Source organism: Mycobacterium sp. E796 (assembly GCF_001672815.1).
In the GTDB taxonomy this organism is placed as follows: Bacteria; Actinomycetota; Actinomycetes; order Mycobacteriales; family Mycobacteriaceae; genus Mycobacterium.
Window position 1 is genome coordinate 18,076 of the sequence record NZ_LZKK01000095.1, and the last position, 23,803, is coordinate 41,878.

Annotated in this window: 22 protein-coding genes; 5 read left to right on the plus strand and 17 right to left on the minus strand. The window is 66.9% G+C overall.

Annotated features, from left to right (window positions below):
• Positions 1-12: 12 nt before the first annotated feature.
• The 3 genes from A5706_RS08005 (at position 13) to A5706_RS08015 (ending at position 2,530) form a co-directional block, all read left to right on the plus strand.
• Positions 13-663: a TetR/AcrR family transcriptional regulator gene (locus A5706_RS08005; protein ID WP_068128884.1), complete on the plus strand. Its 651-nt coding sequence runs from the start codon at positions 13-15 to the stop codon at positions 661-663.
• A 170-nt stretch (positions 664-833) separates the two neighbouring features.
• Positions 834-1,685 (plus strand): mycofactocin-coupled SDR family oxidoreductase, encoded by an 852-nt coding sequence (locus A5706_RS08010; protein WP_068128887.1) that lies wholly within the window; start codon positions 834-836, stop codon positions 1,683-1,685.
• Between the two features lie 8 nt (positions 1,686-1,693).
• The gene (locus A5706_RS08015) at positions 1,694-2,530 is read left to right on the plus strand and encodes an SDR family NAD(P)-dependent oxidoreductase (RefSeq protein ID WP_068128888.1); all 837 of its coding nucleotides are present in this window, start codon (positions 1,694-1,696) and stop codon (positions 2,528-2,530) included.
• Here the strand turns inward: A5706_RS08015 and A5706_RS08020 are convergent.
• The 9 genes from A5706_RS08020 to A5706_RS08060 all read right to left on the minus strand — a co-directional run bounded on the left by A5706_RS08020 (position 2,463) and on the right by A5706_RS08060 (position 12,001).
• Positions 2,463-2,933 (minus strand): hypothetical protein, encoded by a 471-nt coding sequence (locus A5706_RS08020; protein ID WP_068128890.1) that lies wholly within the window; start codon positions 2,931-2,933, stop codon positions 2,463-2,465. The two genes, A5706_RS08015 and A5706_RS08020, sit on opposite strands and share 68 nt — an antisense overlap.
• Positions 2,934-2,995: 62 nt before the next feature.
• Positions 2,996-5,425, minus strand: coding sequence for a CaiB/BaiF CoA-transferase family protein (locus A5706_RS08025; protein WP_068128956.1), 2,430 nt, complete (start codon positions 5,423-5,425; stop codon positions 2,996-2,998).
• On the minus strand, positions 5,422-6,540 hold the full coding sequence (locus A5706_RS08030; protein WP_068128893.1) for a Xaa-Pro peptidase family protein: 1,119 nt from the start codon (positions 6,538-6,540) through the stop codon (positions 5,422-5,424). Before A5706_RS08030 ends, A5706_RS08025 begins: the two co-directional genes overlap by 4 nt.
• Positions 6,530-7,762, minus strand: a complete 1,233-nt coding sequence (locus A5706_RS08035) for a Xaa-Pro peptidase family protein (protein WP_068128895.1) — start codon at positions 7,760-7,762, stop codon at positions 6,530-6,532. The genes A5706_RS08030 and A5706_RS08035 overlap by 11 nt, the downstream gene beginning before the upstream one ends.
• Positions 7,763-7,772: 10 nt before the next feature.
• Positions 7,773-8,834, minus strand: a complete 1,062-nt coding sequence (locus A5706_RS08040) for an amidohydrolase family protein (RefSeq protein ID WP_197517783.1) — start codon at positions 8,832-8,834, stop codon at positions 7,773-7,775.
• A 160-nt stretch (positions 8,835-8,994) separates the two neighbouring features.
• Positions 8,995-10,239 (minus strand): cytochrome P450, encoded by a 1,245-nt coding sequence (locus A5706_RS08045; RefSeq protein WP_068128898.1) that lies wholly within the window; start codon positions 10,237-10,239, stop codon positions 8,995-8,997.
• Between the two features lies 1 nt (position 10,240).
• The gene (locus A5706_RS08050; RefSeq protein ID WP_068128900.1) at positions 10,241-10,435 is read right to left on the minus strand and encodes a ferredoxin; all 195 of its coding nucleotides are present in this window, start codon (positions 10,433-10,435) and stop codon (positions 10,241-10,243) included.
• A 10-nt stretch (positions 10,436-10,445) separates the two neighbouring features.
• Complete coding sequence (locus A5706_RS08055) at positions 10,446-11,123, minus strand: TetR family transcriptional regulator (protein WP_068128902.1); 678 nt, start codon at positions 11,121-11,123, stop codon at positions 10,446-10,448.
• Between the two features lie 68 nt (positions 11,124-11,191).
• A complete protein-coding gene (locus A5706_RS08060; RefSeq protein WP_068128904.1) occupies positions 11,192-12,001 on the minus strand; it encodes an SDR family NAD(P)-dependent oxidoreductase in 810 nt (269 codons plus the stop codon).
• A 137-nt stretch (positions 12,002-12,138) separates the two neighbouring features.
• Here A5706_RS08060 and A5706_RS08065 point away from each other — a divergent pair, with 137 nt between their 5' ends.
• Together A5706_RS08065 and A5706_RS08070 are read left to right on the plus strand one after the other, a co-directional pair.
• Positions 12,139-12,906 carry an SDR family oxidoreductase gene (locus A5706_RS08065; protein WP_068128906.1) on the plus strand — a complete coding sequence of 256 codons (768 nt, stop codon included), beginning with the start codon at positions 12,139-12,141 and terminating at the stop codon, positions 12,904-12,906.
• Between the two features lie 133 nt (positions 12,907-13,039).
• Positions 13,040-14,599, plus strand: a complete 1,560-nt coding sequence (locus A5706_RS08070) for a multicopper oxidase family protein (RefSeq protein ID WP_068128908.1) — start codon at positions 13,040-13,042, stop codon at positions 14,597-14,599.
• A gap of 3 nt (positions 14,600-14,602) precedes the next feature.
• Here A5706_RS08070 and A5706_RS08075 read toward each other — a convergent pair whose 3' ends face one another.
• Genes A5706_RS08075 through A5706_RS08110 form a run of 8 tightly spaced genes read right to left on the minus strand, consistent with a single transcriptional unit; the run spans position 14,603 to position 23,754 of the window.
• The gene (locus A5706_RS08075) at positions 14,603-15,424 is read right to left on the minus strand and encodes an alpha/beta fold hydrolase (RefSeq protein ID WP_068128909.1); all 822 of its coding nucleotides are present in this window, start codon (positions 15,422-15,424) and stop codon (positions 14,603-14,605) included.
• Between the two features lie 13 nt (positions 15,425-15,437).
• Positions 15,438-16,430 carry a cyclase family protein gene (locus tag A5706_RS08080; RefSeq protein ID WP_068128911.1) on the minus strand — a complete coding sequence of 331 codons (993 nt, stop codon included), beginning with the start codon at positions 16,428-16,430 and terminating at the stop codon, positions 15,438-15,440.
• On the minus strand, positions 16,418-17,245 hold the full coding sequence (locus A5706_RS08085; RefSeq protein WP_068128912.1) for a coniferyl-alcohol dehydrogenase: 828 nt from the start codon (positions 17,243-17,245) through the stop codon (positions 16,418-16,420). Before A5706_RS08085 ends, A5706_RS08080 begins: the two co-directional genes overlap by 13 nt.
• Before the next feature lie 20 nt (positions 17,246-17,265).
• Positions 17,266-18,570, minus strand: a complete 1,305-nt coding sequence (locus A5706_RS08090; protein ID WP_068128915.1) for an LLM class flavin-dependent oxidoreductase — start codon at positions 18,568-18,570, stop codon at positions 17,266-17,268.
• Positions 18,571-18,589: 19 nt separating this feature from the next.
• The gene (locus A5706_RS08095; protein WP_068128917.1) at positions 18,590-20,326 is read right to left on the minus strand and encodes an FAD-binding protein; all 1,737 of its coding nucleotides are present in this window, start codon (positions 20,324-20,326) and stop codon (positions 18,590-18,592) included.
• Positions 20,323-21,240, minus strand: coding sequence for a 3-carboxyethylcatechol 2,3-dioxygenase (locus tag A5706_RS08100; protein WP_068128919.1), 918 nt, complete (start codon positions 21,238-21,240; stop codon positions 20,323-20,325). The genes A5706_RS08095 and A5706_RS08100 overlap by 4 nt, the downstream gene beginning before the upstream one ends.
• Positions 21,188-22,891, minus strand: coding sequence for a bifunctional 3-(3-hydroxy-phenyl)propionate/3-hydroxycinnamic acid hydroxylase (locus tag A5706_RS08105; protein WP_068128921.1), 1,704 nt, complete (start codon positions 22,889-22,891; stop codon positions 21,188-21,190). Before A5706_RS08105 ends, A5706_RS08100 begins: the two co-directional genes overlap by 53 nt.
• Positions 22,891-23,754 (minus strand): alpha/beta fold hydrolase, encoded by an 864-nt coding sequence (locus A5706_RS08110; protein ID WP_068128923.1) that lies wholly within the window; start codon positions 23,752-23,754, stop codon positions 22,891-22,893. Before A5706_RS08110 ends, A5706_RS08105 begins: the two co-directional genes overlap by 1 nt.
• Positions 23,755-23,803: the final 49 nt, after the last annotated feature.

Below are 23,803 nucleotides of genomic sequence, written 5' to 3' on the forward strand. Positions count from 1 at the left end.
TCTGAGCCGGCCGTGACAAGCCCAAGCGAAGAGCCAGCCTGGAAGCAGCGCGCCGTCGAACGGTCGATCAAGACCGCGAAATTGCGTGCGGCACAGCGAGTTCAGCGGTTCCTCGACGCGGCACAGGCGATCATCATCGAGAAGGGCAGCACCGACTTTACCGTCCAGGAAGTCGTGGACCGCTCCCGCCAGTCGTTGCGAAGCTTCTACCTGCAGTTCGACGGCAAGCACGAGCTCCTGCTCGCCCTGTTCGAAGACGCCCTGAGCCGGTCCGCCGACCAGATCCGCGCCGCCACCGAGAGCCAGACCGACGCGCTGGAGCGCCTCAAGGTCGCCGTCGAGCTGCTCTACGAGGCATCCCGCCCCGACCCGACGGCCAAGCGGCCGCTGTTCACCGACTTCGCACCGCGTTTGCTGGTCACGCATCCCGCCGAGGTCAAGGTCGCCCACGCCCCCCTGCTAGCGTTGCTCACAGAGCTCATGGAAGCCGCCGCCGATGCCGGCAAGCTGCGTGCAGAGGTCAACCCGAAGCGGGTCGCCGCCATGACCATGCAGACGGTCATGTTCATCGCGCAGTCCAGCGGCGGCTCCGACGACGCGACGATCCATCCCATCACCGCCGACGAGGTGTGGGACTTCTGCTCACGCGGATTCGTCGGCTAGCACTCGTAATCGGCCCCGTCGGGCTGAGCACATAGCGCACGCCATTGCCAGCGGAGAACGATGTTCTCTAATATTTAGAACCAGAATTAACCAAAACGGATCCGCCGTTGACGCCCGTCGGGCATGCCGGCTGTTCTGCGCCGAGCCACCGAGGAAATGAGGTAGGAGCAATGACTGGACGTGTCGAGGGCAAGGTCGCCTTCATCACCGGGGCGGCGCGCGGTCAGGGCCGCAGCCACGCGGTGCGATTGGCGCAGGAGGGCGCCGACATCATCGCCGTCGACATCTGCAAACCCATCCGCGAGGGCCAGGTGGAGGGCTCGGCGATCCCGGCGTCGACCCCGGAGGACCTGGCCGAGACGGCCGACCTCGTCAAGGGGCACAACCGCCGGATCGTCACGGCCGAAGTCGACGTGCGCGACTACACCGCACTCAAGGCCGCCGTCGACAGCGGAGTGGAGCAGCTGGGTCGGCTGGACATCATCGTCGCCAACGCCGGCATCGGCAATGGCGGTCAGACGCTGGACAAAACCAGCGAAGAGGACTGGACGGAGATGATCGACGTCAACCTGTCGGGGGTGTGGAAGACGGTGAAGGCCGGCGTCCCGCACATCCTGGCCGGCGGACGCGGCGGATCGATCATCTTGACCAGCTCGGTCGGGGGGCTCAAGGCGTACCCGCACACCGGGCACTACGTCGCCGCCAAGCACGGCGTCGTGGGGCTGATGCGCGCCTTCGGAGTCGAGTTGGGGCAGCACATGATTCGCGTCAACTCGGTGCACCCCACGCACGTGAGCACGGCGATGATCATGAACGAGGGCACGTGGCGGATGTTCCGGCCGGACCTGGAGAATCCCGGGCCCGACGACATGGCGCCGATCTGCCAGATGTTCCACACGCTGCCGGTCCCGTGGGTGGACCCGATCGATATCAGCAACGCTGTGCTGTTCTTCGCCTCCGACGAGTCTCGCTACGTCACCGGCGTGACCCTGCCGATCGATGCGGGTAGCTGTCTGAAATAGTCCGTCCTATGGACGGATTTGAAGGACGCGCCGCTGTCGTGACCGGTGGGGCGAGCGGCATCGGCTTGGCCACCGCCACCGAGTTTGCCCGCCGCGGGGCCCGGCTCGTGCTCGCCGACGTCGACCAGCCCGCGCTGGAGCAGGCCGTCGCGCACCTGCGTGGCGAGGGGTTCGACGCGCACGGGGTGACGTGCGACGTGCGGCATCTCGAGGAGATGGTTCACCTCGCGGACGAAGCCTTTCGCCTGCTCGGCCAGGTTGATGTCCTCTTCAGCAACGCCGGCATCGTGGTCGCGGGTCCGATCGCGCAGATGACGCACGAGGACTGGCGCTGGGTGATCGATATCGACCTGTGGGGGTCCATCCACGCCGTCGAAGCGTTCCTGCCGAGACTTCTCGAGCAGGGCACCGGGGGTCACATCGCGTTCACCGCGTCGTTCGCCGGACTGGTCCCCAACGCGGGCCTCGGGGCGTACGGCGTGGCCAAGTACGGCGTCGTGGCCCTGGCCGAGACGCTGGCCCGCGAGGTCAAGGACAACGGCATCGGCGTTTCGGTGCTGTGCCCGATGGTGGTCGAAACCAAGTTGGTGTCCAACTCGGAACGAATCCGCGGCGCGGATTACGGCCTGGCGTCGACGCCCGACATCACGGGCTCGCTCGGGCCGCTGCCGGCGCAGGACCAGACGCTGGGTGTCGACGAGGTGGCGCGGCTGACCGCCGACGCGATCCTGGCCAATCGTTTGTACGTGTTGCCACACGAGGCGGCGCGGGCCTCGGTCAAGCGTCGATTCGACCGCATTGATCGCACTTTTGACGAGCAGGCCGCTGAGGGCTGGGCCCACTAGCGGTTCGCACCGGGCTGAACAGCGCCGCGGCTGCTACGACCAACAGCGGCAACAGAATTCCGTTCAGCGTCGCGTCCCGGGTGTTGTACATCTGCAGCATCGACAGGTGATAGAGGCAGTGCAGCGTGTTGAAGACGAGCCAGACGACCGCCGTGACCCGGACCAGGGTCTGGTTGGCGACCAGGACAAAGGTCACCGCGGCCAACGCGGTCAGCGCCAAAAACATCGCCCCGACGTCCTTGACGAAGTGCTCGTTGTACGGGCCGAGTTGCGGGAGCCAGCTCATGCCGAAACCGGGAAAGTTGTCATACCAGTGCCGCGGCGCCGCGTAGGCCCACCCGCCCGTGACGGCGCCGCCGGCGCCCAGCACAACCAATGCGCTTCGATGAAGTAGTGCGTCCATGCCCTTCAGACGACGCCGCGGCCGGAAGTGTGACGACGGCGCCCGCGACTTTGGCCGGCGGTCTACGTCGCGGGTGCGGTGCCGATGACCCCGTCGGCTTCCAGGTCCGCGATCTCCGCCGGGGTCAGGCCCAGAGCGGTGAGCACCTCATGGTTGTGTTGCCCGAGCGTGGGCGCGGAAGTCGTGTGGAAGCGCCCGGGCCCTCCGGAGAATCTCATGGGCACGGTGCTGAGCCTGGCCGGGCCGTTCAGCGGGTCGTCGACCTCTTCGAAGAAGTCGCGAAATGAAAGCTGCGGCAGATCCGTTTGGCGATGTGGCTGCATCACCTTGGCCACCGGCACGCCGGCGTCCCACAGGACGGTGACGATCTCGTCGCTGCCGCGCGACTCGCACCACGCGGCGAGCCGCTCATCGATCATGTCCTGGCAAGCGCGGCGCCCGGCGTGGCTCGACAGTTCGGGATCGGTTGCCCAGGAAGGCGATCCGACCGCAGCGCACAGCCGTTCCCATTGGTCGTCGGTTTGCACCGCGATGGCGACCCAGCAGTCGGGCCGGCCGAATTCGTCGATGTCGGCACTGCGGTAAAGGTTTTGCGGCGCCGCCGTCGGTCCGCGGTTGCCGGCGCGCTGCAGCAGTGCCCCGTAGGCGGAGTACTCGATGACCTGTTCGGCGGAAATGCTCAGCGCCGCATCAACCATCGCGGCCTCGACCAGCACGCCGTGTCCGGTGCGGCACCTGTATTCCAACGCCAGCAGCAGGGAATTGAGGGCGTGCACACCGGCGTTGGGATCCCCGATGGAGTACGGCTCGTATGGCGGGCGGTCGGGGTAGCCGGTGAGCCAGCTCAGGCCGGACGCCGATTCGATCGCGTAGGCGAACGCCGGGTTGTCGCGCCACGGCCCGTCGAGCCCGAACCCGGGCATGCGCAGCATCACCGCGTCGGGCCGAACCGCTTGAACCGCAGCAAAATCCAGCCCGATCTGGTCCAGCACCCGGGGGGTGAAGTTCTCCACGATCACGTCGCACGTCGCAATGAGCCGCAGTAGCACCTCCCGGCCTTGCGGACGCTGCAGGTCCAGCGCCAGGCCCCTCTTGTTGGTGTTCAGCGCCGCGAAGATCGGCGACTTGTCCCACCACTGCTTTTCGGTGCTCGGTATCCCGGCGATGAGCCGGGTGCCGTCGGGCCGGCGGGCGGACTCGACGTGGATGACTTCGGCGCCGAGCATGGCCAGAAAGTGAGTGCAGCAGGGCCCGGCCCAGAAGGTGGTCATGTCCAATACTCGAAGTCCGCTGAACGGCAGGGGCTTCGGCGATCGGGAGGTTGCCGGTGCGGGCCGTGGGGCGAGGGCCGCGGCCCGGTACCGCGCGGTGTGCTCGCCCAGCCGCGGCGCCGCTGCCGGCCGGCGTAGCTTCGCGGGCCGCATCCGGTAGGGGTGGCTTGGCTGGTGGAAGTCGCCGCGCGGGTTGCGCACGAAGGATCCCCGCTCGACGAAGTGTTCCAACGACTCGATGTTGGCGCCGTTGGCGACCGGCGCGTTGGGGATCCGGAAGGCCGTCGCGAGGTCGCGGATCTCGTCGACCAGGTTGGCCTCGACCCAGGCGTAGATGTCTTCGGCGTGGACGTTGGCCTGCTCCGTGATGGTCAGCGGGGATTCCTCGTCGATCCACTCCGGGTGACCGACCATCGCGCACAGGTCGAACCACTGCTGCGCGGTCCCGCAGCCGAGGTCCACCAGACCATCCTTTGCCTGGGCTACGCCCGGCACCGTGAGGCGCCTCGCGTCTCGCCAGGGCCGGCCGAGAATCTCGAAGTAGGTCACCGGATAGTAAGTCAGACAAAGGATCTGGGTCTCCAGCATCGACAGGTCGATGATTTCGCCGGATCCCGCCGAGCCGTCGCGACGCAATCGCGACGCCAGGGTCGCGACACTGGCGTACGCGCCGGCCATGTACTCCCCGACCTGCCCGCCGACGAAGACGGGTGCCCGTTCGGGCAACCCGCGGCCCAGCCCGACGATCCCGCCCGACCATGCCTGCAGCGTGAATTCGGTCGCCGGCCGGTCTCGCCAGGGGCCCCGCAGGCCGAATGGCGTGATCGACGTGACGATCAGGTGCGGGTGCGCCCGATGCATGGCATCGGGGGTGAACCGTGGGTGTTCGGCCACCCGCGACCCCCGAGACCACACCACGGCGTCCGCCGCGGCCAGCAACCGGGTGACCAGCTCGACGTCGTCGCCGGCCGCGGGGTCGGCGACGACACTGTGCTTCGACCCGGACAGGAAGGTGAACAGCGCCCCGTCGGTGTCGGCCGGGATGGACGCGCCCGAGGACGACCACCGTCGCAGCGGATCGCCTTCCGGTGCTTCGACTTTGACGACGTCGGCGCCGCCATCGACGAGCAGCTTCGTGCAGTAGGCGCCGGCTATTCCGGTGGAGAGGTCGACCACCGTGCAGCCGGCCAAGGGTGTTTCGGCCCTCGGTTGCTCACTCATGCCCGCCATGACGGGCTCGAGGTCAGGACCTCGGGCTCGTCGGCGGTGATCAACACCGCCTCGCGCCCGAACACCGCACCGACGCCCTGCTCCCACACGTAGCCCGTCACGGCCAAAACCATTCCCGGCTCGAGTCGTTCGTCGGCCGCGGTGTGAGGCAGGTGCTTCGACACAACCGGCGGGTCGAAGCCCAGGCCCAATCCCCGGGCCACCGGCATCGGGGGCGCCGGTTCGCCGGCGGCCTCGTAGGCCGCCAGCAATTCGGCGGCCGCGGCGCCGGCCCGGCAGGCGTCGATCAGCCTCGCCCACAGATTGCCCCAGCGCCGATACAGGTCGGGGGCGCCAGCGACGTCCCCCGCCGGCCACGTGCGCCCGACCTCGCCCATGTAGCCGCCGGCCAGCACGCCGGCCGAAAATGCCACCAGATCGCCGTCTTTCACGCGGCCGTCGCCGCTGACCCGTCGCCACGAGTGGTCGCGCGAGGTGATCCACGCGAATTCCTGATTGGACGGCGTGCTCACGCCCCCGGCCGCCATGGCCTCCAGCATGACGCCGGCCAATGTCTGCTCGCGCACCCCGGGTTGCAACTCGGCCACCGCGGCGGCCAGGCCGGACTCGGCCACCGCGCAGGCTTCCCGCAGCGCGACGATCTCCTCGGCGGTTTTGACCCGCCGGGCGGCGCGCATCGCCAGCTCGCCGTCGACCAGCTCGGCATTGGGAAATGCGGTTGGCAAGAGCTGCGCGAAAGCCGGTGAGAGCGCGTCGGTTCCGACACGCCGCGCCGTGGCCGCACCGTCGATGCGTTGCAACGCCGACATTGTGTTGGCGGGGTTCCACGAGATGCCGTACAGGTTCTCGTGGGGAATGTCCTCCGGGACGCCCTCGTCCCATGTGCTGAGCAAGTGGATGGCGCCCGTCTCGCGAACCAGCACGCAGGACGGGCCGAATGGCCGGGTGCCGGCGACCCACAGCTGCGGGGTCCCGGTGACGTAGCGGGTATTGGCCTGACGACCCAACACCAGCACATCGAGGTCATGTGCCGCCATCTGGTCCAGGACGCGCTGACGACGACCCGTACGCAGCGCCCGCTCGTCGGGCAGAACCTCAGTTGCCATAGGGGGCATAGGGGTAGTCGGTCAATCGAGTCGAGCCTTCCTCGGTTATCACCACGACTTCTTCGCTGCGGTAGCCACCGGTGCCGTCCTCCCAGACCACCGGCTCGAGCACCAGCACCATTCCCGACTGCAGAACGAAGTTGTCGTCGAACTCCTGACCGAGATCCGTTCCGATCATCGGCATTTCGGCCGCGTTGACGCCGATCCCGTGGCCGAGGTAGAAATGCGGCAGCCAGGGCCGGGCACCGTCGTTGGCCGCGATGGCGGCCCTGCCCAGATCCCCGGCGGTGGCGCCGGCACGAGCCACGGCTTCGACGGCCGTCATGATGTTCTGCCACCTCTCGAACTGCACCTGCTGGCGCGGCGTCGGCTCACGGCCGACGATCCAGGTGCGGCCGAAATCCGAGCAGTAGCCGTGGTAGGTGATACTGACGTCCGTCCACAGGACGTCCCCCTCGGCCAGTTCGCGCTCGGTGCTCAGCAGGGGCAGCGCCAGGTCGCCGTGCGTCGTCCAGACTCCTTCCGCCTTGCTCGGCGGCATCACCTGCCAGATCGGCTCCAGCATGCTGGCCATGGCGCCCAACTCGAAGGACCGCCGCAAAAAGCTTGCGGACAGGTCGGTCTGGCGGACGCCGGGGGCAAGGGCCTTGTCCACGTCGATCATCGCCTCGTCGGTGATCCGGACGGCGGTGCGGATGCAGGCCAGTTCGTCCGGGGTTTTGACGACCTTGGCGGCGCTGACGATGGGCGCCGCGTCGGCGGGACCGCCATTCGGGAACAACGACTTCGCGGCCCGTGACATCGCGCCGGTGCACTCGTCGACCGCGACCACCGCCCCGGCCGGTATCAGATCGGCCAATCGACGAGCGAAATCGCCGACGCCCTCGTCGAATTCGAGGTAGACCGGCCCGTGCAGATGGTCGACGGGAAGCTCCGACTCGTGCGCGACACCCTCACGGAACGGCAGGAAGAGGTGCGGCCACTCGTCGTCGGGAAGCACCACGGCGACCGGCCGCTCGACGTAGGACAGACCCGCATCACCCAGCGGCCAACTGGTTCCGGTGGCGTACACCACGGCGTTGTTGCCCAACAGGACCATCGCGTCGACACCGCGTTCCGCCATGGCCGTGCGCAACCGCGCGCCGGTCTCGCGACGCATCCGGGCCAAATCCGGGGTCTCGGGGAGCACCAGGCCGGCGTCCGACTGTGCCAGCGTCGTCATTACGCCACCCCTACAGGCCCAGGAATTTGGTGATGTTGCCGCTGACGATCCGCGCCGCGTTTTCCGGCCCGACGGCCTCGACGACCGCAGCCAGTGACTTCTCCGAGTAGCCGTAGGTGCTTTCGTTGTGCGGGTAGTCGCTGGACCACATGACCTTGTCGACGCCGATCTTGTCGATCAGCTCCAGACCCAGGGGGTCCACCATGAACGAGGCGCTCATGTGGTTGTCCCAGTAGTAGCGCACGTCGTGCTCCAGCGGACGGTTGAACATGTGCTGATACGAGGCCACCAGGTGCTCGGCGTCTTGCAGGGCCCAGGGAACCCATGAGATTCCGCCCTCGAACCAGCCGATCCGCAGACTCGGGTGATCATCGAGGATGCCGCCGAAGATGTACTTGGAGAACGTCTCCCGGAATCCGTCGATGTTGATCATCATCCCGACGACGACGCTGTTGAACTCGCACGGGCTCTTCGGCGGGGTTTCGCCGATGTGATGGGTGATCGGGAGGCCGGATGCCTCGATCTCGTCCCAGACGGCGCGCATGGACGTGCTCGAGTAGTCGATGGGGTTGCCGTCGTCGCCCTTGCCGGGGTTCAGCGGCATCAGGAATGTCTTGATTCCCAACGACTTGAGTTCGTCCAGCGTTTTCCGCGTGCCCTTCGGGTCCCACCAGTTGATCAGGCCGGCGCCGTAGAAGTGGCCGCTCGAGCGTTCCTGGAGTTCGGCGATGTACTCGTTGTAGATGCGGAACGCGAGTTCGCGAAGTTGCTTGTCCGGGTAGTGGAAAAGCGCGAGCACCGCGTTGGGGAATGCGAGTTCCTTGTCAACGCCGTCGTCGTGCAGCTCCTGGATCCGGGCCTCGATGTTGGTGCTCGCGGCCCCCGGCAGGTCGTCGTACTGCATCAGCACCGCGCTGAAGTCGCCGGGCAGGAATGATTGTCCCTTTCGCCCGACCTGGTAGGCGCCGTCCTCGTACCAGATTCGCGGGGCCTTTTCCTTGAGTTCGTCGGGGAAGCGTTGGTAGAAGATGTCGTCGGCCAGGGAGATGTGGTTGTCCGCGGAGAACACCACGGTGCCCTCCGGCAGTCCCACGTTGACCCCGTCGGCGTGCCCGCGGCGATCCTTTGGTGCGCCAAAGCCTTGGGGCGGGTAGAGCGATGGGGCGCTGGTCTGTGTCGTCATCGTTGACTCTCCGTTCGGATCGGCACTTCGGGCTGCTTGTTTAAAGATTTCACCAGGTCACCGGCAGTTCGTACACGCCGTAGGCGAGCCGGTCCTCCTTGAACGGCACTTCCTCGAACGGGATCGCCAACGCCAGCGTGGGGATGCGGCGGAACAACGTCCGGTAGACGATCTGCAGCTCCGCGCGGGCCAGTTGTTGCCCGACGCACTGGTGCCTGCCGTAACCGAACGCCACATTGCGATCGGCCCCGGACCGGTGGAGGTACAGCCGATCCGGCTCGGTAAACGCGTGCGAATCCCAGTTCGCCGGAGCCAGGTCGATGATGATGCCTTCGCCAGCGCGGATGACCTCGCCGGCGATGCTGATGTCTTCCAGCGCCACCCGGCGCTGGCCGTTCTGGATGATGCTGAGGTAGCGCAACAGCTCCTCGACCGCGTTGGCGACGATCTTGGGGTCATCGGCGTCGCGGATGACGGCCAACTGGTCGGGATTTTCCAGCAGTGCAAGCACGCCGAGCCCGATCATGTTGGCGGTCGTCTCGTGCCCGGCGATCAGCAAGCCGGTGCCCAGCTGGGCGGCCTCTTTCACGCTGAGCTCGCCGGCCTTGACCCGCTCGGCGAGGTCGGACACCGCGTCCTCCGCCGGGTTTTCCATCTTTGCCTCGACCAGCCGGCTCAGATATTTGTTGAGGCTCATCGCGCCTTTGGCCGTGTCCTCGCCTGTCGCATACCGCGCGAGGCCAACGGTGGCGTGGTGCTGAAACATCTCCGCGTCTTCGTACGGCACCCCGAGCATCTGGCTGATCACCAGCGAGGGGACCGGCAGCGCGATGGCGCTGACGATGTCGGCGGGCTTGGGTCCGGCCAGCATCGCGTCGATGTGGTCGTCGGTGATCTGCTGGATGTTGGGCCGCAATCCCTCAACTCGCTTGAAGGTGAAGGGCTTTGACAGCATGCGCCGGAACCGGGTGTGCTCCTCGCCGTCGGAGGTGAAGACCGACCGCGGGCGCTTGTGCACCGTGGCCAACATGCCCGCGTTCCAGTGCGGAAACCCGGGCGCCCGGTCGTCGACGCTGACCCGGGAGTCGGAAAACAGTTCCCGCACTTGGTCGTAGCCCGTGACGAGCCACGGTGTGCTGCCGTCCCAAATCCGAACCCTGGACAGCGGTTTTGCCTCGGCGAGCGCCATGACGCCCGGCGGCGGCGCGAACGGGCACGTGGCATCGCGCGCCATCGGATAGTCGGGGATCTGCGGATCCGCTCTGGTCTCGGTGCTCGTCAGGGTCTCCGACATTTCATTCCTCGATGTGGATGGCCAGCGCGGGGCACGCCGCGGCCGCACGGCGCGCACCATCGGCCTGCTCGGCCGACGGATTCGGATTGAGCAACACGACAACCCCGTCGTCGTCGCGCTGGTCGAACACCTCGGGCGCGTTCATGACGCAGTTGCCCGAGGACGCGCAAATGTTCTGGTCGACAGTCACTTTCATCCGCGGGCCCCTACTCGTCCGGTGTGACCGGGGCCAGCCACAGGCCCACGATCGCGTCGATGAGCCCGGATGCGGCGGCGCGCCAAGACGATTGGTGCATCGTCGAACCCGCGGCCAGCGCGCGTTCCCGGTCCGCGCAGGTGTGCATCAACAGGTTGCGGGCCATGATGTTGCGTTCGAATCGCACCTCGGCCGGGAGGTCGGGCAGGCAGCCGTTGATGCCGTCGACAACCTGCACCAGCGACGGCGAGCTGAGCGCGCCCTTGACGATGATGTTGTAGTAGGCCGGGTCGGTCATCGCCTGGGCGGCGAAGCGCGCGTACCAGGTGGGATTCCCCAGCTCCGCCAGGTGGTCGGTGAGCGGACGCACCAGACAGGCCACCCAGTCCCGCATCTGCGCGACCCGCCCGTCTTTGGTGCCCGACTGCGACAGCTCGGCCACCATCCGTTCGCGCAACTGCTCGACGGGCCCGCGGTGCTTCTGCTCGATGGCCCGGACCAGGTCTGCCTTGGTACCGAAGTGGTAGCCCACCGCCGCGTTGTTGCCCTGGCCGGCGGCCTCGCTGACCTGGCGGTTCGATACGGCGAACATGCCGTGCTCGGCGTATAGCCGCTCGGCCGCCGCCAGGATCGCCTCCTGCGTGGAGCTGGCCCGCTCGGTGCGGACGGTCCTTCCTGCGGTGGTCATCCTGCTAGTCAACCCCGGCCCACAGTTTAAGTCAAGCGCTTGATTTAAATATCTCGGCCCGAGCGCGCTCACTCCTTGCGCTTGGACCGAATCACCTTGCCCGCGGCCGTCCCGCCGTCCACCGGCAACACCGTTCCGGTGACATAGCGCGACCGGTCGCTGGCGAAGTACAGCGCCGCCTCGGCGACGTCCTCGGGCGTGCCCTCGCGCTTCAGCGGACGGTCGTCCCGCATCGTCTGGCGGATCTTCGCCTCGAAGCGCTCGAGCTGCTCCGGATCCATGTTCACCGCCGACTTCGCCACCAATGGGGTCGGGATATTGCCGGGCGCGATGGTGTTGACCCGAACCTCGTAGTGCGCCAACTCGATTGCCGCGCACTTGGTGAAGTGGATGACCGCCGCCTTGGAGGCCCGGTAGGTCATCACGCCGCCACCGGCCTGGATTCCGCCGATCGAGCTGATGTTGATGATCGAACCCCCGCCGTGGGCGGCCATGTGCCGGGCGGCGTCTCGGGTACCGGCCATCACGCCGAGCACGTTGACCGCCATGACGCGCTGGAAGTCGGCCAAATCGTCGTCGAAGAATCGGGGATGCATGGTGGTCGAGATTCCGGCGTTGTTCACCATGACGTGCAGGCCGCCGAACTTCTCGGCCGCCGCGGCTATCAGCGACCCGACCTGCTCGGGATCGGACACGTCCGTGCGCCGGAAGAACGTGTCGGGTCCCAGGCCCGCCGACAGCGCCTCCCCCGTTTCGGTTTCGACGTCGGCGATGACGACCCGCGCACCCTCGGCCACAAACTTCTCGACGATGCCGCGGCCGATCCCCGAGGCGCCGCCGGTGACAATGGCTACCTTGCCCGCCAGATCGTTGACCACACGACGAGTTAATCGGCGCGCGCGGCGTTAAGTCAAGCAACTGATTTAAGCGGTACCGGTTGGGCGCCTATCCGGGCTCGTGTGAAAGTGGAATGCTGAGTTCGCCACTTCACGGCTACCTCGGGAGGGATCGTTTCATGAAGGTCTTGGTTATCGGCGGCACCGGACTCATCGGCTCGCAGGTCATCGCCAATCTGTCCGAGCTGGGACACGAAGCGGTCTCGGCCTCGCCGCGCTCGGGCGTCGATGCCGTCACCGGCGAGGGGCTCGCCGAAGCTGTGGCGGGGGTGCACACGGTGGTCGACGTGTCCAACTCGCCGTCCTTCGACGACGACCCCGTGATGCAGTTCTTCACGACGTCGACCCGAAACATCCTGGCCGCCGAGCGCGCGGCCGGCGTCCAGCACCATGTCGCGCTCTCGATCGTGGGTGCCGACCGCGCCCAGGACAGCGGCTACATGCGGGCCAAAGTCGCGCAGGAGAAGCTGATCGAGGGGTCGGGAAACCCGTATTCGATCGTGCGGGCCACGCAATTCTTCGAATTCGTAACTGCCATCGCCGATTCCGCGACCGACGGCAACATGGTTCGCCTACCGAATGGGGCGTTTCAGCCCATCGCGGCCAAGGACGTCGCCACGGCCGTCACCGGCGCAACAATCAGCGGTCCGACCAACGGCATCACAAATATCGCCGGCCCCGAAAAACGCGGGATGGACGAGTTCATTCGGATCGCGCTGGCCGCTTCGGGCGATCCGCGTGAGGTGGTGGGAGACCCGGCGGCCCAGTATTTCGGTACGGCGCTGGACGAGCACACCATCGTTCCCCTCGACAGCGAGAACGCGACAATCTACCCCACCCGCTTTGCCGATTGGATGGCCTCCCGGGCTTCCAGCGCCGCGCGTTAGGCGCCCGCGAGCCGACGCCTCGGGTTGCGTTGATCACTTGCGGCAGCCGACAACTCGGTACTTGCGTTCCAGCCAACCGCCGAGCACGGTATAACTCGCCGGGGCTGATACGACCCGAGACGAGGAGCGCTCGATGCCCGTCCCCTTCGACGCGACGCGGCTCACCCGCCGCGGCTTCATGGCCGCCGGCATCGCCGGCGGGTTGGCGTTGGCGGCCTGCAGCCAAACCGAGTCCCAGGGGTCGAGCGCGTCCGCCCAAATGGCCGCCGCCATCGCCGCGGCCGAGGCGGTCCGGCCGCACAGCGGGCGCACCGTCACCGCCAGCCTGACGCCGCAGCTGACAGATATCGACCTGGGTGGGCCGATCGTTCATACGATGGCGTATGGCAACGGCATTCCCGGACCGCTGATCCGGGCCAAGATCGGCGACGAGCTCGTCGTCACGGTCGCCAACCGGTTGGACGTCGAGACGTCCGTGCATTGGCACGGCGTCGCGCTTCGCAACGACATGGACGGGGCCGCGCCGGCCACCCCGAACATCCCGGCCGGCCAGGATTTCACTTACCGGTTCTCCGTCCCGAATTCGGGCACCTACTGGGGTCATCCGCACACCGGGCTGGACGCCGACAAGGGCCTTTATCTGCCGGTCATCGTCGACGATCCCAGCGAGGGCGACTACGATGCGGAATGGATTGTCGTCCTTGACGATTGGACCGACGGCGTCGGTAAGAGTCCGCAGCAGCTCTACGACGAGCTCACCGGTCCGAACAAGCCCAGCAGGTCGAACATGACCACGACCACGACCACTTCGACGACCCCGAGCGGCTCGCAGCCCTCGACGACGTCCACCTCCGGGATGTCCGGGAGCGGCGGTGGGAGAAGCGATCTGCTTGGCGGCGACGCCGGTGACATCGACTACCCGTACTATCTGATCAACGGCCGAATCCCTGCGGCGCCCGTCACTTTCACCGCGAAGCCGGGCCAGCGCATCAGGATCCGTTTCATCAACACCGGCTCCGACACCGCTTTCCGGGTCGCGCTGGCCGGCCATTCGATGACGGTCACCCATACCGACGGCTTCCCCGTCGTCCCCACCCCGGTCGACGCCCTGCTCATCGGCATGGCGGAACGTTACGACGTCATCGTCACCGCCGCCGACGGCGTCTTCCCCCTGGTCGCGCTCGCGGAAGGGAAAAGCGGCCTGGCGCGCGCCCTGCTGTCCACCGGGGCCGGCAGCCCACCGGACGCGGGATTTCAGCCGGCCGAACTCAAGCAGCGAGTCGGTACCATCGAGATGTTCACTGCCACAACGCCCGTCAACCTGGGTCGACCGCAGCCCGACCTCAACCTTCCGGTGGTGTTGGGCGGCAACATGACGCAGTACAACTGGATGATCAACGGGAAACCCTACAGCCAGACGGATCCGCTGCACGTCCGCGAGGGAGAACGACCCACGATCACGTTCGACAACACCACAATGATGTATCACCCAATTCACCTGCACGGCCATACCTACCAGCTGATCAAGGCCGACGGCAGCCCCGGCGCGCGCAAGGACACCGTCATCGTGCTGCCCAGGCAGCGGTTGCAGGCCGTGCTGGTCGCCGACAACCCGGGCGTGTGGCAGTTGCACTGCCACAACACGTATCACCAGGAAGCCGGCATGCAGACCCGGCTCGAGTACGTCTTCTAGGCTTCAGGCGGTCGCGAGGAAGTCGAGCAGCAACTCGTTGACCGCGGCGGGCCGTTCGATCTGTGGGCAGTGGCCGGCCCTTTCCACAACCACCGATCGGGCACCGTCGATCTGTTTCGCGATCTGGGCGGCCCAGCCGGGCGGGAGGAGTTTGTCGTCCCCACCTTCGATGACGAGCGTCGGCACGGCGATGCGCTCGTAGGCGCGCGCGCTCGACGGGGTCGCGGAAGGCGCGGCGTCGGGGCGCCGAAATCGGGCCGCCGCCACCGCCTCCCACGCGCCCGGCGCGGTGCTCGATTCGTAACGGCGCCGCACGTAGTCCTCGTCCGCCGGGTACCCGGGATCGTGGAACAGCGCCTCGACGATGCGGCGCATCGCCGGGAGCGTCGCGTCGTACTGCTGCAGCGCGTCGAAATGCCGGTTCTGCTTGATCTCGCCTCCCCCGCAGATGATCACCAGGCTGCGGATTGGCAGCAGCGGCGTGTCCGAGGTGGCGTCGGTGAGCAGGTTGATGGCGCCCATCGAGTTGCCGACGAAATGCGCGGAGTCGATGCCAAGCTCCTCGCAGAACCGCGCCACGTGCCGAATCCGCATCCGACGCCCCTCGACGAAGTCGATGACCTTCGCCGACTGCCCGAACCCCAACTGGTCCGGTGCCAGGACTCGGTAGTGCGCGGCCAGGGCGGCAATGTTGCGCTCCCAGCCGAGTTCCGCGCTGGCGCCGAACTCGCCGCCGTGCAGCAGCACCACCGGGTCGCCGTCGCCCGCCTCCAGGTAGCTGGTGTGCAGGCCGTCAACCAGCAGTGTCTTGCGATGAATCTCCAAGCGCCCGCCTTCTCTACTTGATCGCGATCGGGTTCACCGGGGAACCCACGGCGCCAACGACCCTCAGGGGCGGCGCGACGAGCTGGAACTCGTACACGCCGTCGGCCGCGCAGTCGTCCGCCAGCGCGGTGAGGTCCCAGTACTCGCCGAACATCATCCCCATGTCACGCAGGCAAAGCAGATGCAAGGGGAAGGTGATCCCCTCCACGCCGGAGACCAGGTCCTCCACCTGGAGATTGTCGGCCGCGACCGCCGCGATCTCGTGATCGTGCAGCCACGATGCGCACCGCCAGTCCAATCCGGAGTAGCCCTCCAGCTTGTTGCCGGTCTCCAGAAACCTTGCCCACCAACCCGTTCGAATCAAGACGATGTCGCCCCGGCCAATCGTCACCCCCTGCGCGCGAACCACGTCATCGAGTTCCTCGGGCCTGATCGGGTTTCCGGCCTCCAGGAAGACCTGCGCACCGCGATGGCGGACCAGGTCCAGCAGCACACCGCGCGAGGTGATGCCCTTTCCGTCGACCTTGTCAATGCCACAGTGGAAGGCGCCCATGCTGGTCACTGAATCCGCCGGGAAGCCGTTGTAGAGCTGACCGTCGTAATAGACGTGCGACAGCGCATCCCACTGGCTGGCCGCCTGCAACGGCATGATGATCATGTCGTCGTTGAAGCGGAACGGATTGTCGGCCGTCATATAGTCGCTCAGTTGCTTGGCCAGCGGGTTGCGCGCCCAATCGGGCCCGTATTTCGTGAGCGTGTGGACGTCCCCGCCGTCCACCGTCATGACGTGCACGGGGTTGTGCCGAAACTCGAAGGCGCCCTGCGGTCCCGAGGCGCCGAAGTCCACACCGAGCGGAAAGACCTTGCCGTGCCGCACCAGGCCCGCGGCTTGCGCGACCTTGTCGGCGGTGATGAAGTTCAGCGTACCCAGCTCGTCGTCGGCTCCCCACCGCCCCCAGTTGGAGACGTCGCGAGCGACTCGCCGGAAGTCGGTTACGTCGGCCACGGCGCTCCCTTCTCGAGCTCATGGGCGATCGCCGCGCCCACGTTTCCGCCGTCGACCCACAACACCTGACCGGTAATGTAGCTGGCCGCTCGGCTGTTGAGAAACACTAAGACCGAGGCCTGTTCGGCCGGCTCGGAAACGCGGCCCAGCGGCTTGGGGATGTCGTCGAGGAAGCCCTGTCCGTACGCCGCGCGCAGCTGGTCGAGGATCGGGGTTTCGGTGACGCCGGGGCCGGTGCAGTTGATGCGGATGCCCCGCGCGCCAAGGGGTGCGGCTTTACGCATGGTGTAAAGGATGATCGCCTCTTTGGACAGTTGGTAGCCGCCGCCGGCCAGCGCATCGGGGTGCGCGTGACACCAGTCGATGCCTTCGGCCATCGTCGCGGCGTTCAGCAGCGGCGCCACCGCCCCCAAGTGGTCGCGGTACGCCGCCGCGGCCAGTGAGGACACGCTGACAATCGACGATCCCGCGGGCATCTTGTCGATCAGCGCCTCGGTGAGCTGCCGCAGTCCCAGGAAGTTTATGGTGACGACCAGCGGGGGATCACCGATCCCGGACGAGACGCCCGCCACGTTGAACAGCGCGTCGACCGGCCCCTCGACGGCGGCTGCCGCCCGATCGATCGAGACCGGATCGGCAAGGTCGACCTCGTGAAAACCGTTGAGCTCGAAGGCCGGGCGGCACTTGTCCAGCCCGACGACGTCGGCCCCGAGTTCACTGAGCTGCCGCACCACATGCTCGCCGATGCCCGAGGCACATCCGGTCACCACGGCGCGGCGGCCGTCGTAACGCCACAGATCGTCGATCCGTCCCACGGCTCAATCCGCTTCCGGCGTCACTTGCCCTTCTCTTGCTCCTTGGCGCGTCGCGCGGCCTGGACGCGGCCCTCGTTGATCTCCGCCATGGCCTCGGGGATCTCGCTGGCGGTGAACTTGTCACGGCCGGTGGGCAGGCCGCCGAAGGCGTAGGTTTCGTCGAACAGCGGCGCGGTCGACTTCGGCCGGCGCGCCTCCACCTTCTCGATGACGGGCTCGAGCCGCTTGGCCTTGTCGGCCACCGCCTTTGCGTCGCGCTCGATGAACTCGGGCAGCACCTCTTTGCCCATCAGCTCGATGGATTCCATGGTCCCCTCATGGCTGCGCGGGTTGAGCAGCAGGATGATCTCGTCCACGCCGCTCTCCTCGTAACCCCGCAGGAATTCGCGCACGGTGTCCGGGGATCCGATCGCGCCGCGTCCGGGGCCGTAGGCCAGCGTCGGATCCTTCTCGACCTCTTCGAGGTATCGCTTCCACACCCCGGTCCGGCCGGGAACGTGCATCCCGGTCAGGTAGTAGTGCATGATCCCGAACGAAAAGAATCCACCGCCCTGCCCCAGTCGCTGCAGGGCCTCATCTTCCGTCTTGGCGACCATCATCGACAGGTCGCCACCGATGGCCAGGATGTTCGGGTTGATCTGTGGCGTGATGGGCACGCCGCTCTCCTCGAATTCCTTGTAGTAGCCGTTGACCCGGTCGGTCAGCGGCCCGGGACCCGTGTACGCGAAGCTCAGTGCGCCGATGCATTTTTGGGCGGCCATCTGTACGCTCGCCGGCCGCGTGCAGGCCACCCAGACCGGGGGATGCGGCTTTTGCAGCGGCTTGGGAATGACGTTGCGGGGCGGCATCTGGATTTGGTCGCCCTTGAAGCCGGTGAACGGCTCCTCGATCATGCATCGGATCGAGACCTCGAGGGCCTCCTCCCACTGGGCGCGCTTGTCGGCGGGGTCAACATCGAAGCCGCCGAGTTCGCCGACGGAGGAGCCTTCCCCGGTGCCGAACTCGACGCGCCCGTTGGAGAGCAGGTCGAGGGTCGCGATGCGTTCGGCGACTCGCGCGGGGTGGTTGACCGCGGGCAGCAGGTGCATGATCCCGAACCCGAGCCGGATGTTCTTGGTCCGCTGGCTGGCCGCGGCCAGGAAGATCTCCGGCGCGGTCGAATGGCAGTACTCCTCGAGGAAGTGATGCTCGGTGAGCCAGACGGTCGAGAACCCCGCCTTGTCTGCGGCCTCCACCTCGTCCAGGCACTCCTGCAACAGGACATGTTCGTCGTCCGGCGCCCACGGACGCGGCAGGGCGAACTCGTAGAACAGCGAAATTTTCATTGATTACCTCCCATATGAGTTAAGGGGTCTGCTTATCGGGCTGGGCCGCAAGGTGTTTGGCGGCCACGTAGCCGAACGTCATGGCCGGGCCGATGGTCGCCCCGGCGCCGGCATAGCTGCGGCCCATGACCGGGGCCGACGTGTTGCCCACCGCGTAGAGGCCCCGCACCACGGTGCCGTCGGGCCGCAGCACGCGGGCGTGTTCGTCGACGCGCAGCCCACCCGAGGTACCCAGGTCGCCGAGGACGATTCGGAATGCGTAGTACGGCGGCCTGCCCAACGGATACAGGTTCGGGTTGGGCAGGGTCGGATCGCCGTAATAGTTGTCGTAGACGCTGTCGCCGCGGTTGAAGTCGTCGTCGTGCCCCTTGCGCGCCAGTTCGTTGAAGCGGCTTGCGGTTTCGGAAAGTTGATGTGCCGGTACTCCTATCTTGGCGGCCATTTCATCCCACGTCATGGCCGCTTTGACCACGCCCGATTCCAGCCAGGCGGCGGGAACCTTACGGCCGGTGGGTACCGGCGCGCCGGGAATCTTCGGGATCGGGAGATGGCCGCCGATGACATACCGATTCCACGACCGGTGATCGGTGATGAGCCAGCACGGAATGTGGGTCACCCCCGACTTCTGGCCGTCGATCATGGCGTGGCCGAAGTCCATGTAGGGCGCCGCCTCGTTGATGAAGCGTTTCCCGTCGCCGTTGACGATGAACTGCGCGGGCATCATCCGCTCGTTGAGCATGAATTGCATCCGGCCGTCGGGCCACTGGATCGCCGGGAACCACCACGCCTCGTCCAGTAGTTCGGTTGCGGCGCCTACCTTCTCGCCCGCACGGATGCCGTCGCCCAAGGCGGCGGGGTTGCCGAAGCTCCAATCCTGCTCGATCACCGGCAGCTGTTCTTTGCGCCAGGCGAGGTCGTGGTCGAAGCCGCCCGAGGCCAGGATGACTCCCCGTCGGGCGCCGACCCGCTGGGTGGCGCCGTTGCGCTCCACCACGACCCCGGTTACCGCGCCGCCCGCGTCGGTGAGCAATTCGACCATCGGCGACTCCAACCACAGGGGGACGCCGCGTTCCCGCATGGCCAGCCTGAGCCGCGCGGCCAATGACTGGCCGATCGCCGCCATCCGCTCACCGAAAACTCGGGCCCGGACCATCCGCGCGATCAGCTTCAACAGGACGCCCTTGCCGGCCCAGGACTGTCTGATCCGGTAGAACGTCCGAAGCTCCTTGGGACCCAGCCAGATTCCCTTCGGCGCGAGTGCCAACGGCGCCAGCAGCGTTTGCTCGTCGGGGCCCAGCTTGCGCAGGTCGATGGGGGGCACATTGATCGTGCTGCCAAGCTCGGAGCCGCCGGGCAGTTCGGGGTAGTAATCGGCGTACCCCGGCTTCCAGACGAACTCGAACCAGCCCGAAAGGTTCTCGAGGAACTCGAGCATCCGCGGCGCCGAATCGACATACTGGCGTATCCGTGCCTCGCCGACCAGACCGTCGGTGATCTGCCGGAGGTACTCGACGACTCCTTCGGGCGACGGGGCGTAGCCTTCCCTGCGCTGTGCCGGTGCTCCGGGAACCCAGATGCCCCCGCCCGAAAGTGCGGTGGAGCCACCGAAGTGAGAGGACTTCTCCACCACCAGGGCGTCCAGTCCCGACGCGTGCGCGGTCAGGGCCGCGGTCATGCCACCGCCGCCGGAGCCGACGACGAGAACGTCGACGATGTGGTCGAAGACGCCGGAGGCGCCGGGGAACGAAGAAGTCATTGCGGCACTGCCGTCCGGATGGCGAAACCGGCGATCAGTTCGGGGGCCGGTTTGTAGTACTCCAGCGTCGTCCGGTACGGCCCGGCGGCCTGTAGGGCCGCAAACGCCGCCACCCACGTCCTGATCTCTTGCGCGGAGCTGCCGCCCTCGTGGGCGATGAACGAGTTCGACCATTGATCGAGCTCGGAAAGCCGTCCGCTGTCGATGATCTCGAGGAATCGATGGTCCCACGCAGGGTTGAGCGGTTGGAGAGCACTCTGGCCGGCCGCGAAAGTCTTGGCCGCGTCGATCACGGCGAGCTGGCGGGCTTGCCGCTGCTCCGGCGTCATCGGTTGGCCATGCACGATCCGCTCGCGCACCGGCGCGGGCGCGGTCGCCAGTGTCGGCACTGGCGGACTGTGGGAGAGTCCCCCGGATCCCAACAGCAGGACCCGTTTGTCCAAGGTGGCCAGGTAGTTGCCCACCGCGGTGCCCAGCGCCCGGCACCGGTGCAACGGTCCCAGCGGCACGGCGACCGCGTTGAGGAAGATCGGTATCACCGGGCGCGCGGTGGCGGCACCGAAAAGCTTTTCCAGCGGCTGGACGGCGCCATGATCGACGTCCATGCTGGCCGACACCGCCACGTCGACCCCGGCACCCAGAACCGCCTTGGCGCATTCGCCGGCAAGGTCTTCCGGAACGTCGAGGGGCCCGGCGTAGGTGCCGTAGTCCCCCACGCCGTTGGCGCTGGTGCCGATGCAGAACGGCGGCATCACCTTGTAGAAGAACCCGTTGTAGTGGTCCGGCGAGAACGTCACGACGAGATCGGGCCGGAAGTCCTGCACGAATTCTCGCGCGTGGGCGATCGCGCCTTCGATGTCGTCAAGCAGGTCCTGCGACGGCCCCGGAAGATTCAGCAGCGGGCTGTGTGACATACAGCACAGAGCCAGTGTCACTTGGCAAATCACCCCCTCCCGGCTTGAGTGCGAGCGCGTCGAAAAGGCGGGCGCTGAGCTCCGGTGCGCGCTGGGCGATGCACGCACCGGCGATGCACCGATCGGGCCGCAGGAATAGCACCGACTCCTGATGGGAGTCGAACCAGGCCTTCAGCCCGCCGTTGCGGTCGCCGACGATCACGACGTCAGGTTCGTCGTGCCCGTCCCAGTGCAGCTGGGTTAGGGGGCGTAACGCAAAGAATTTCGCACCCAAGGCTTTCCAACTGTCAAACGCCTCGTCTCCGAGGATCTTGCGCGGGTTGTTGTTCCAGCACACCACGGCCAGCCAGTTGCCCAGCACGTCGTCCAGCAGCACATCCTGCTTGGTGCGCGTGTCGACCCGGGGTTGGATGAACAGCGTGCCGACCGGCGAGTCGGCCCGGCCGGGCTCCGTGTGCACGACGGCCCCCTGGTCGTAACGCGGCATCGGCTTGAACCGCATCTCCAGCACATACCGCTTGAGCGAAGGCACAATTGACGCCGAGCGCACCAGGACATCGCGCAGACCGGCCACCCGTCGGTTCGTCGGGGAGATCGCGCGGCCGACCATCGTGGACAGGTCGATCATCGCCCGCGCATGCTTGCGGCGCTCGATGTCGTAGGTATCCAGCAGCGCATCGTCGGCCAGGCCGCGCACCACCGCGGCGAGCTTCCAGCCGAGATTGAACGCATCGCGAATCCCGCTGTTGTAGCCCTGCCCCTGCCACACCGGCATCAGGTGCGCCGCGTCCCCGGCCAACAGCAGCCGGCCCGAACGGAACGCGCCGGCGATCCGCGAGTGATGGGTATAGACGCGGCGCCGAATCACGTCGACCTGGTCGGGATGTGGCACCATCCGCGACAGCATCTGCCGCAGGAATGCCGGATCCTCGGCCTTCTCGTCGGACTCGTCGCCGTGAATCATGAACTCGAAGCGGCGAATTCCGTGCGCGATCGATATCGACGCATAGGGGCGTTCGGGGTCGGCTCCCACTTCACTGTTGGGGTGGCCGAGCGGATCGTTGGCGACGTCGACCACCAGCCAGCGCGTCGAGGACGTCGTCCCGTCGAACGACACGCCCATCATGCGCCGGGTCATGCTGCGGCCGCCGTCGCACCCGACGACGTAGCGGGCCCGCACCGTGGATGTGTCGCCATCAGCGCCGCATTCGACCGTCACAACGTCGTCGGTTTGCGCGCACGAGGTCATCGGACGGCTCCACCGGACGTCGACGTGCTCAAATCGTTCGAGACCGCGCAGCAATTCGGCGTCGACGAGCGGCTGCACGAACCCGTTGCGCTTTGGCCAGCCGAAACGTGCGTCGGGCGGTGCCATTTCGGCGAGCACGCGACGCTTGGCGTCGACGAAGCGAAGGATCTGGTTCGGGACGGTGTGCGGCAGGATGCGGTCGACCAGGCCGATCGACTGGAAGGTGCGCAGCCCCTCGTCGTCGAGCCCCACTCCACGCGGGTAGTCGATCAGGCTGTCACGCTCGTCGATGACCAGGGTCCGAACACCCTGCAGGCCAAGAATATTCGCCAGAGTCAGGCCGACCGGGCCGGCGCCGACGACCACAACGTCGAAGTCGAGGTGCTGGCCGTCGCTGCTCATCACCGGCCCAGCAGGAAGTCGAGATGTAGGCGGTTGAAGGTCTTGGCGTCCTCGTACTGCGGCCAGTGACCGCAGCCGGGCATCAGCTCGAAGCGCGCGTTGGGAATCATCGACGCGATGCGGCGGCCCTCGGTCACGTCGGCGGTCGGGTCATCACTGGTCCACAGCACAAGCGTCGGCGAGGTGATCGAACCGTATTCGTCCGGGGAGATGATGTTGCGGGCCCGGATCTCGGGATCCTGCAGCGCCATGATGTCGCGCATGGCGTCGACGAATCCCGGTTGGCGGTATACCCGTTGGCGGCTGGCGACCAGGTCGTCGTAGTCCTTGGACTTGTCCGCCATCAGCCATTTGATCCGCGCTTGGACCGTCTCCCAGGTCGGGTTCTCGGCGGCCGCCATGGACAGCGTGATGATCCGCTGCATCACCGCCGGGTCGGCCTGGGAGCCGCCTGCGGTGTTGAGGACCAGTCGGTCGACCGTGTCGGGATGGTCGATGGCGGCGCGCGCCGCCACCCAGCCGCCGAGCGATTCACCGCTGAGGCTGGCGCGATCGACCCCGATGGCGCGCAGCACCTCCAGCAGGTGGTCGACGTAGTGGCCCACCTCCAGCGGGTGACCCGGTTTGTCGGTGTAGCCGTGACCCAGCATGTCGATCGACCAGGTCCAGAAATGCTCGGCGTGCGCGGCCAGGTTCCGAACGTATGCCTCGGCGTGGCCGCCTGATCCGTGCAGGAACACCAGCACCGGCTTGCCGGAGTCGCCGGCGCGCAGGTAGCGGGTGCGCACTCCCCCGGCATGGAGGTAGCCCTGCGAAAACGCGACACCCTGGAGATCGCTCCATATGCTCTCGAATTCCGCCACGGTCCCTCTCACGCCTGCTGGTAGTCGGAAATATTGTTCTCGTCTTTGA

What these genes read in the sequence shown, in the direction of transcription:
- A5706_RS08065 (WP_068128906.1), top strand. Translation starts at nt 12,139, where the DNA reads ATGAAGGTCTTGGTTATCGGCGGCACCGGACTCATCGGCTCGCAGGTC.
- A5706_RS08090 (WP_068128915.1), bottom strand. Translation starts at nt 18,570, where the DNA reads ATGAAAATTTCGCTGTTCTACGAGTTCGCCCTGCCGCGTCCGTGGGCG.
- A5706_RS08015 (WP_068128888.1), top strand. Translation starts at nt 1,694, where the DNA reads ATGGACGGATTTGAAGGACGCGCCGCTGTCGTGACCGGTGGGGCGAGC.
- A5706_RS08045 (WP_068128898.1), bottom strand. Translation starts at nt 10,239, where the DNA reads ATGTCGGAGACCCTGACGAGCACCGAGACCAGAGCGGATCCGCAGATC.
- A5706_RS08020 (WP_068128890.1), bottom strand. Translation starts at nt 2,933, where the DNA reads ATGGACGCACTACTTCATCGAAGCGCATTGGTTGTGCTGGGCGCCGGC.
- A5706_RS08055 (WP_068128902.1), bottom strand. Translation starts at nt 11,123, where the DNA reads ATGACCACCGCAGGAAGGACCGTCCGCACCGAGCGGGCCAGCTCCACG.
- A5706_RS08095 (WP_068128917.1), bottom strand. Translation starts at nt 20,326, where the DNA reads ATGACTTCTTCGTTCCCCGGCGCCTCCGGCGTCTTCGACCACATCGTC.
- A5706_RS08070 (WP_068128908.1), top strand. Translation starts at nt 13,040, where the DNA reads ATGCCCGTCCCCTTCGACGCGACGCGGCTCACCCGCCGCGGCTTCATG.
- A5706_RS08035 (WP_068128895.1), bottom strand. Translation starts at nt 7,762, where the DNA reads ATGACGACGCTGGCACAGTCGGACGCCGGCCTGGTGCTCCCCGAGACC.
- A5706_RS08050 (WP_068128900.1), bottom strand. Translation starts at nt 10,435, where the DNA reads ATGAAAGTGACTGTCGACCAGAACATTTGCGCGTCCTCGGGCAACTGC.
- A5706_RS08030 (WP_068128893.1), bottom strand. Translation starts at nt 6,540, where the DNA reads ATGGCAACTGAGGTTCTGCCCGACGAGCGGGCGCTGCGTACGGGTCGT.
- A5706_RS08025 (WP_068128956.1), bottom strand. Translation starts at nt 5,425, where the DNA reads ATGAGTGAGCAACCGAGGGCCGAAACACCCTTGGCCGGCTGCACGGTG.
- A5706_RS08105 (WP_068128921.1), bottom strand. Translation starts at nt 22,891, where the DNA reads ATGAGCAGCGACGGCCAGCACCTCGACTTCGACGTTGTGGTCGTCGGC.
- A5706_RS08010 (WP_068128887.1), top strand. Translation starts at nt 834, where the DNA reads ATGACTGGACGTGTCGAGGGCAAGGTCGCCTTCATCACCGGGGCGGCG.
- A5706_RS08100 (WP_068128919.1), bottom strand. Translation starts at nt 21,240, where the DNA reads ATGTCACACAGCCCGCTGCTGAATCTTCCGGGGCCGTCGCAGGACCTG.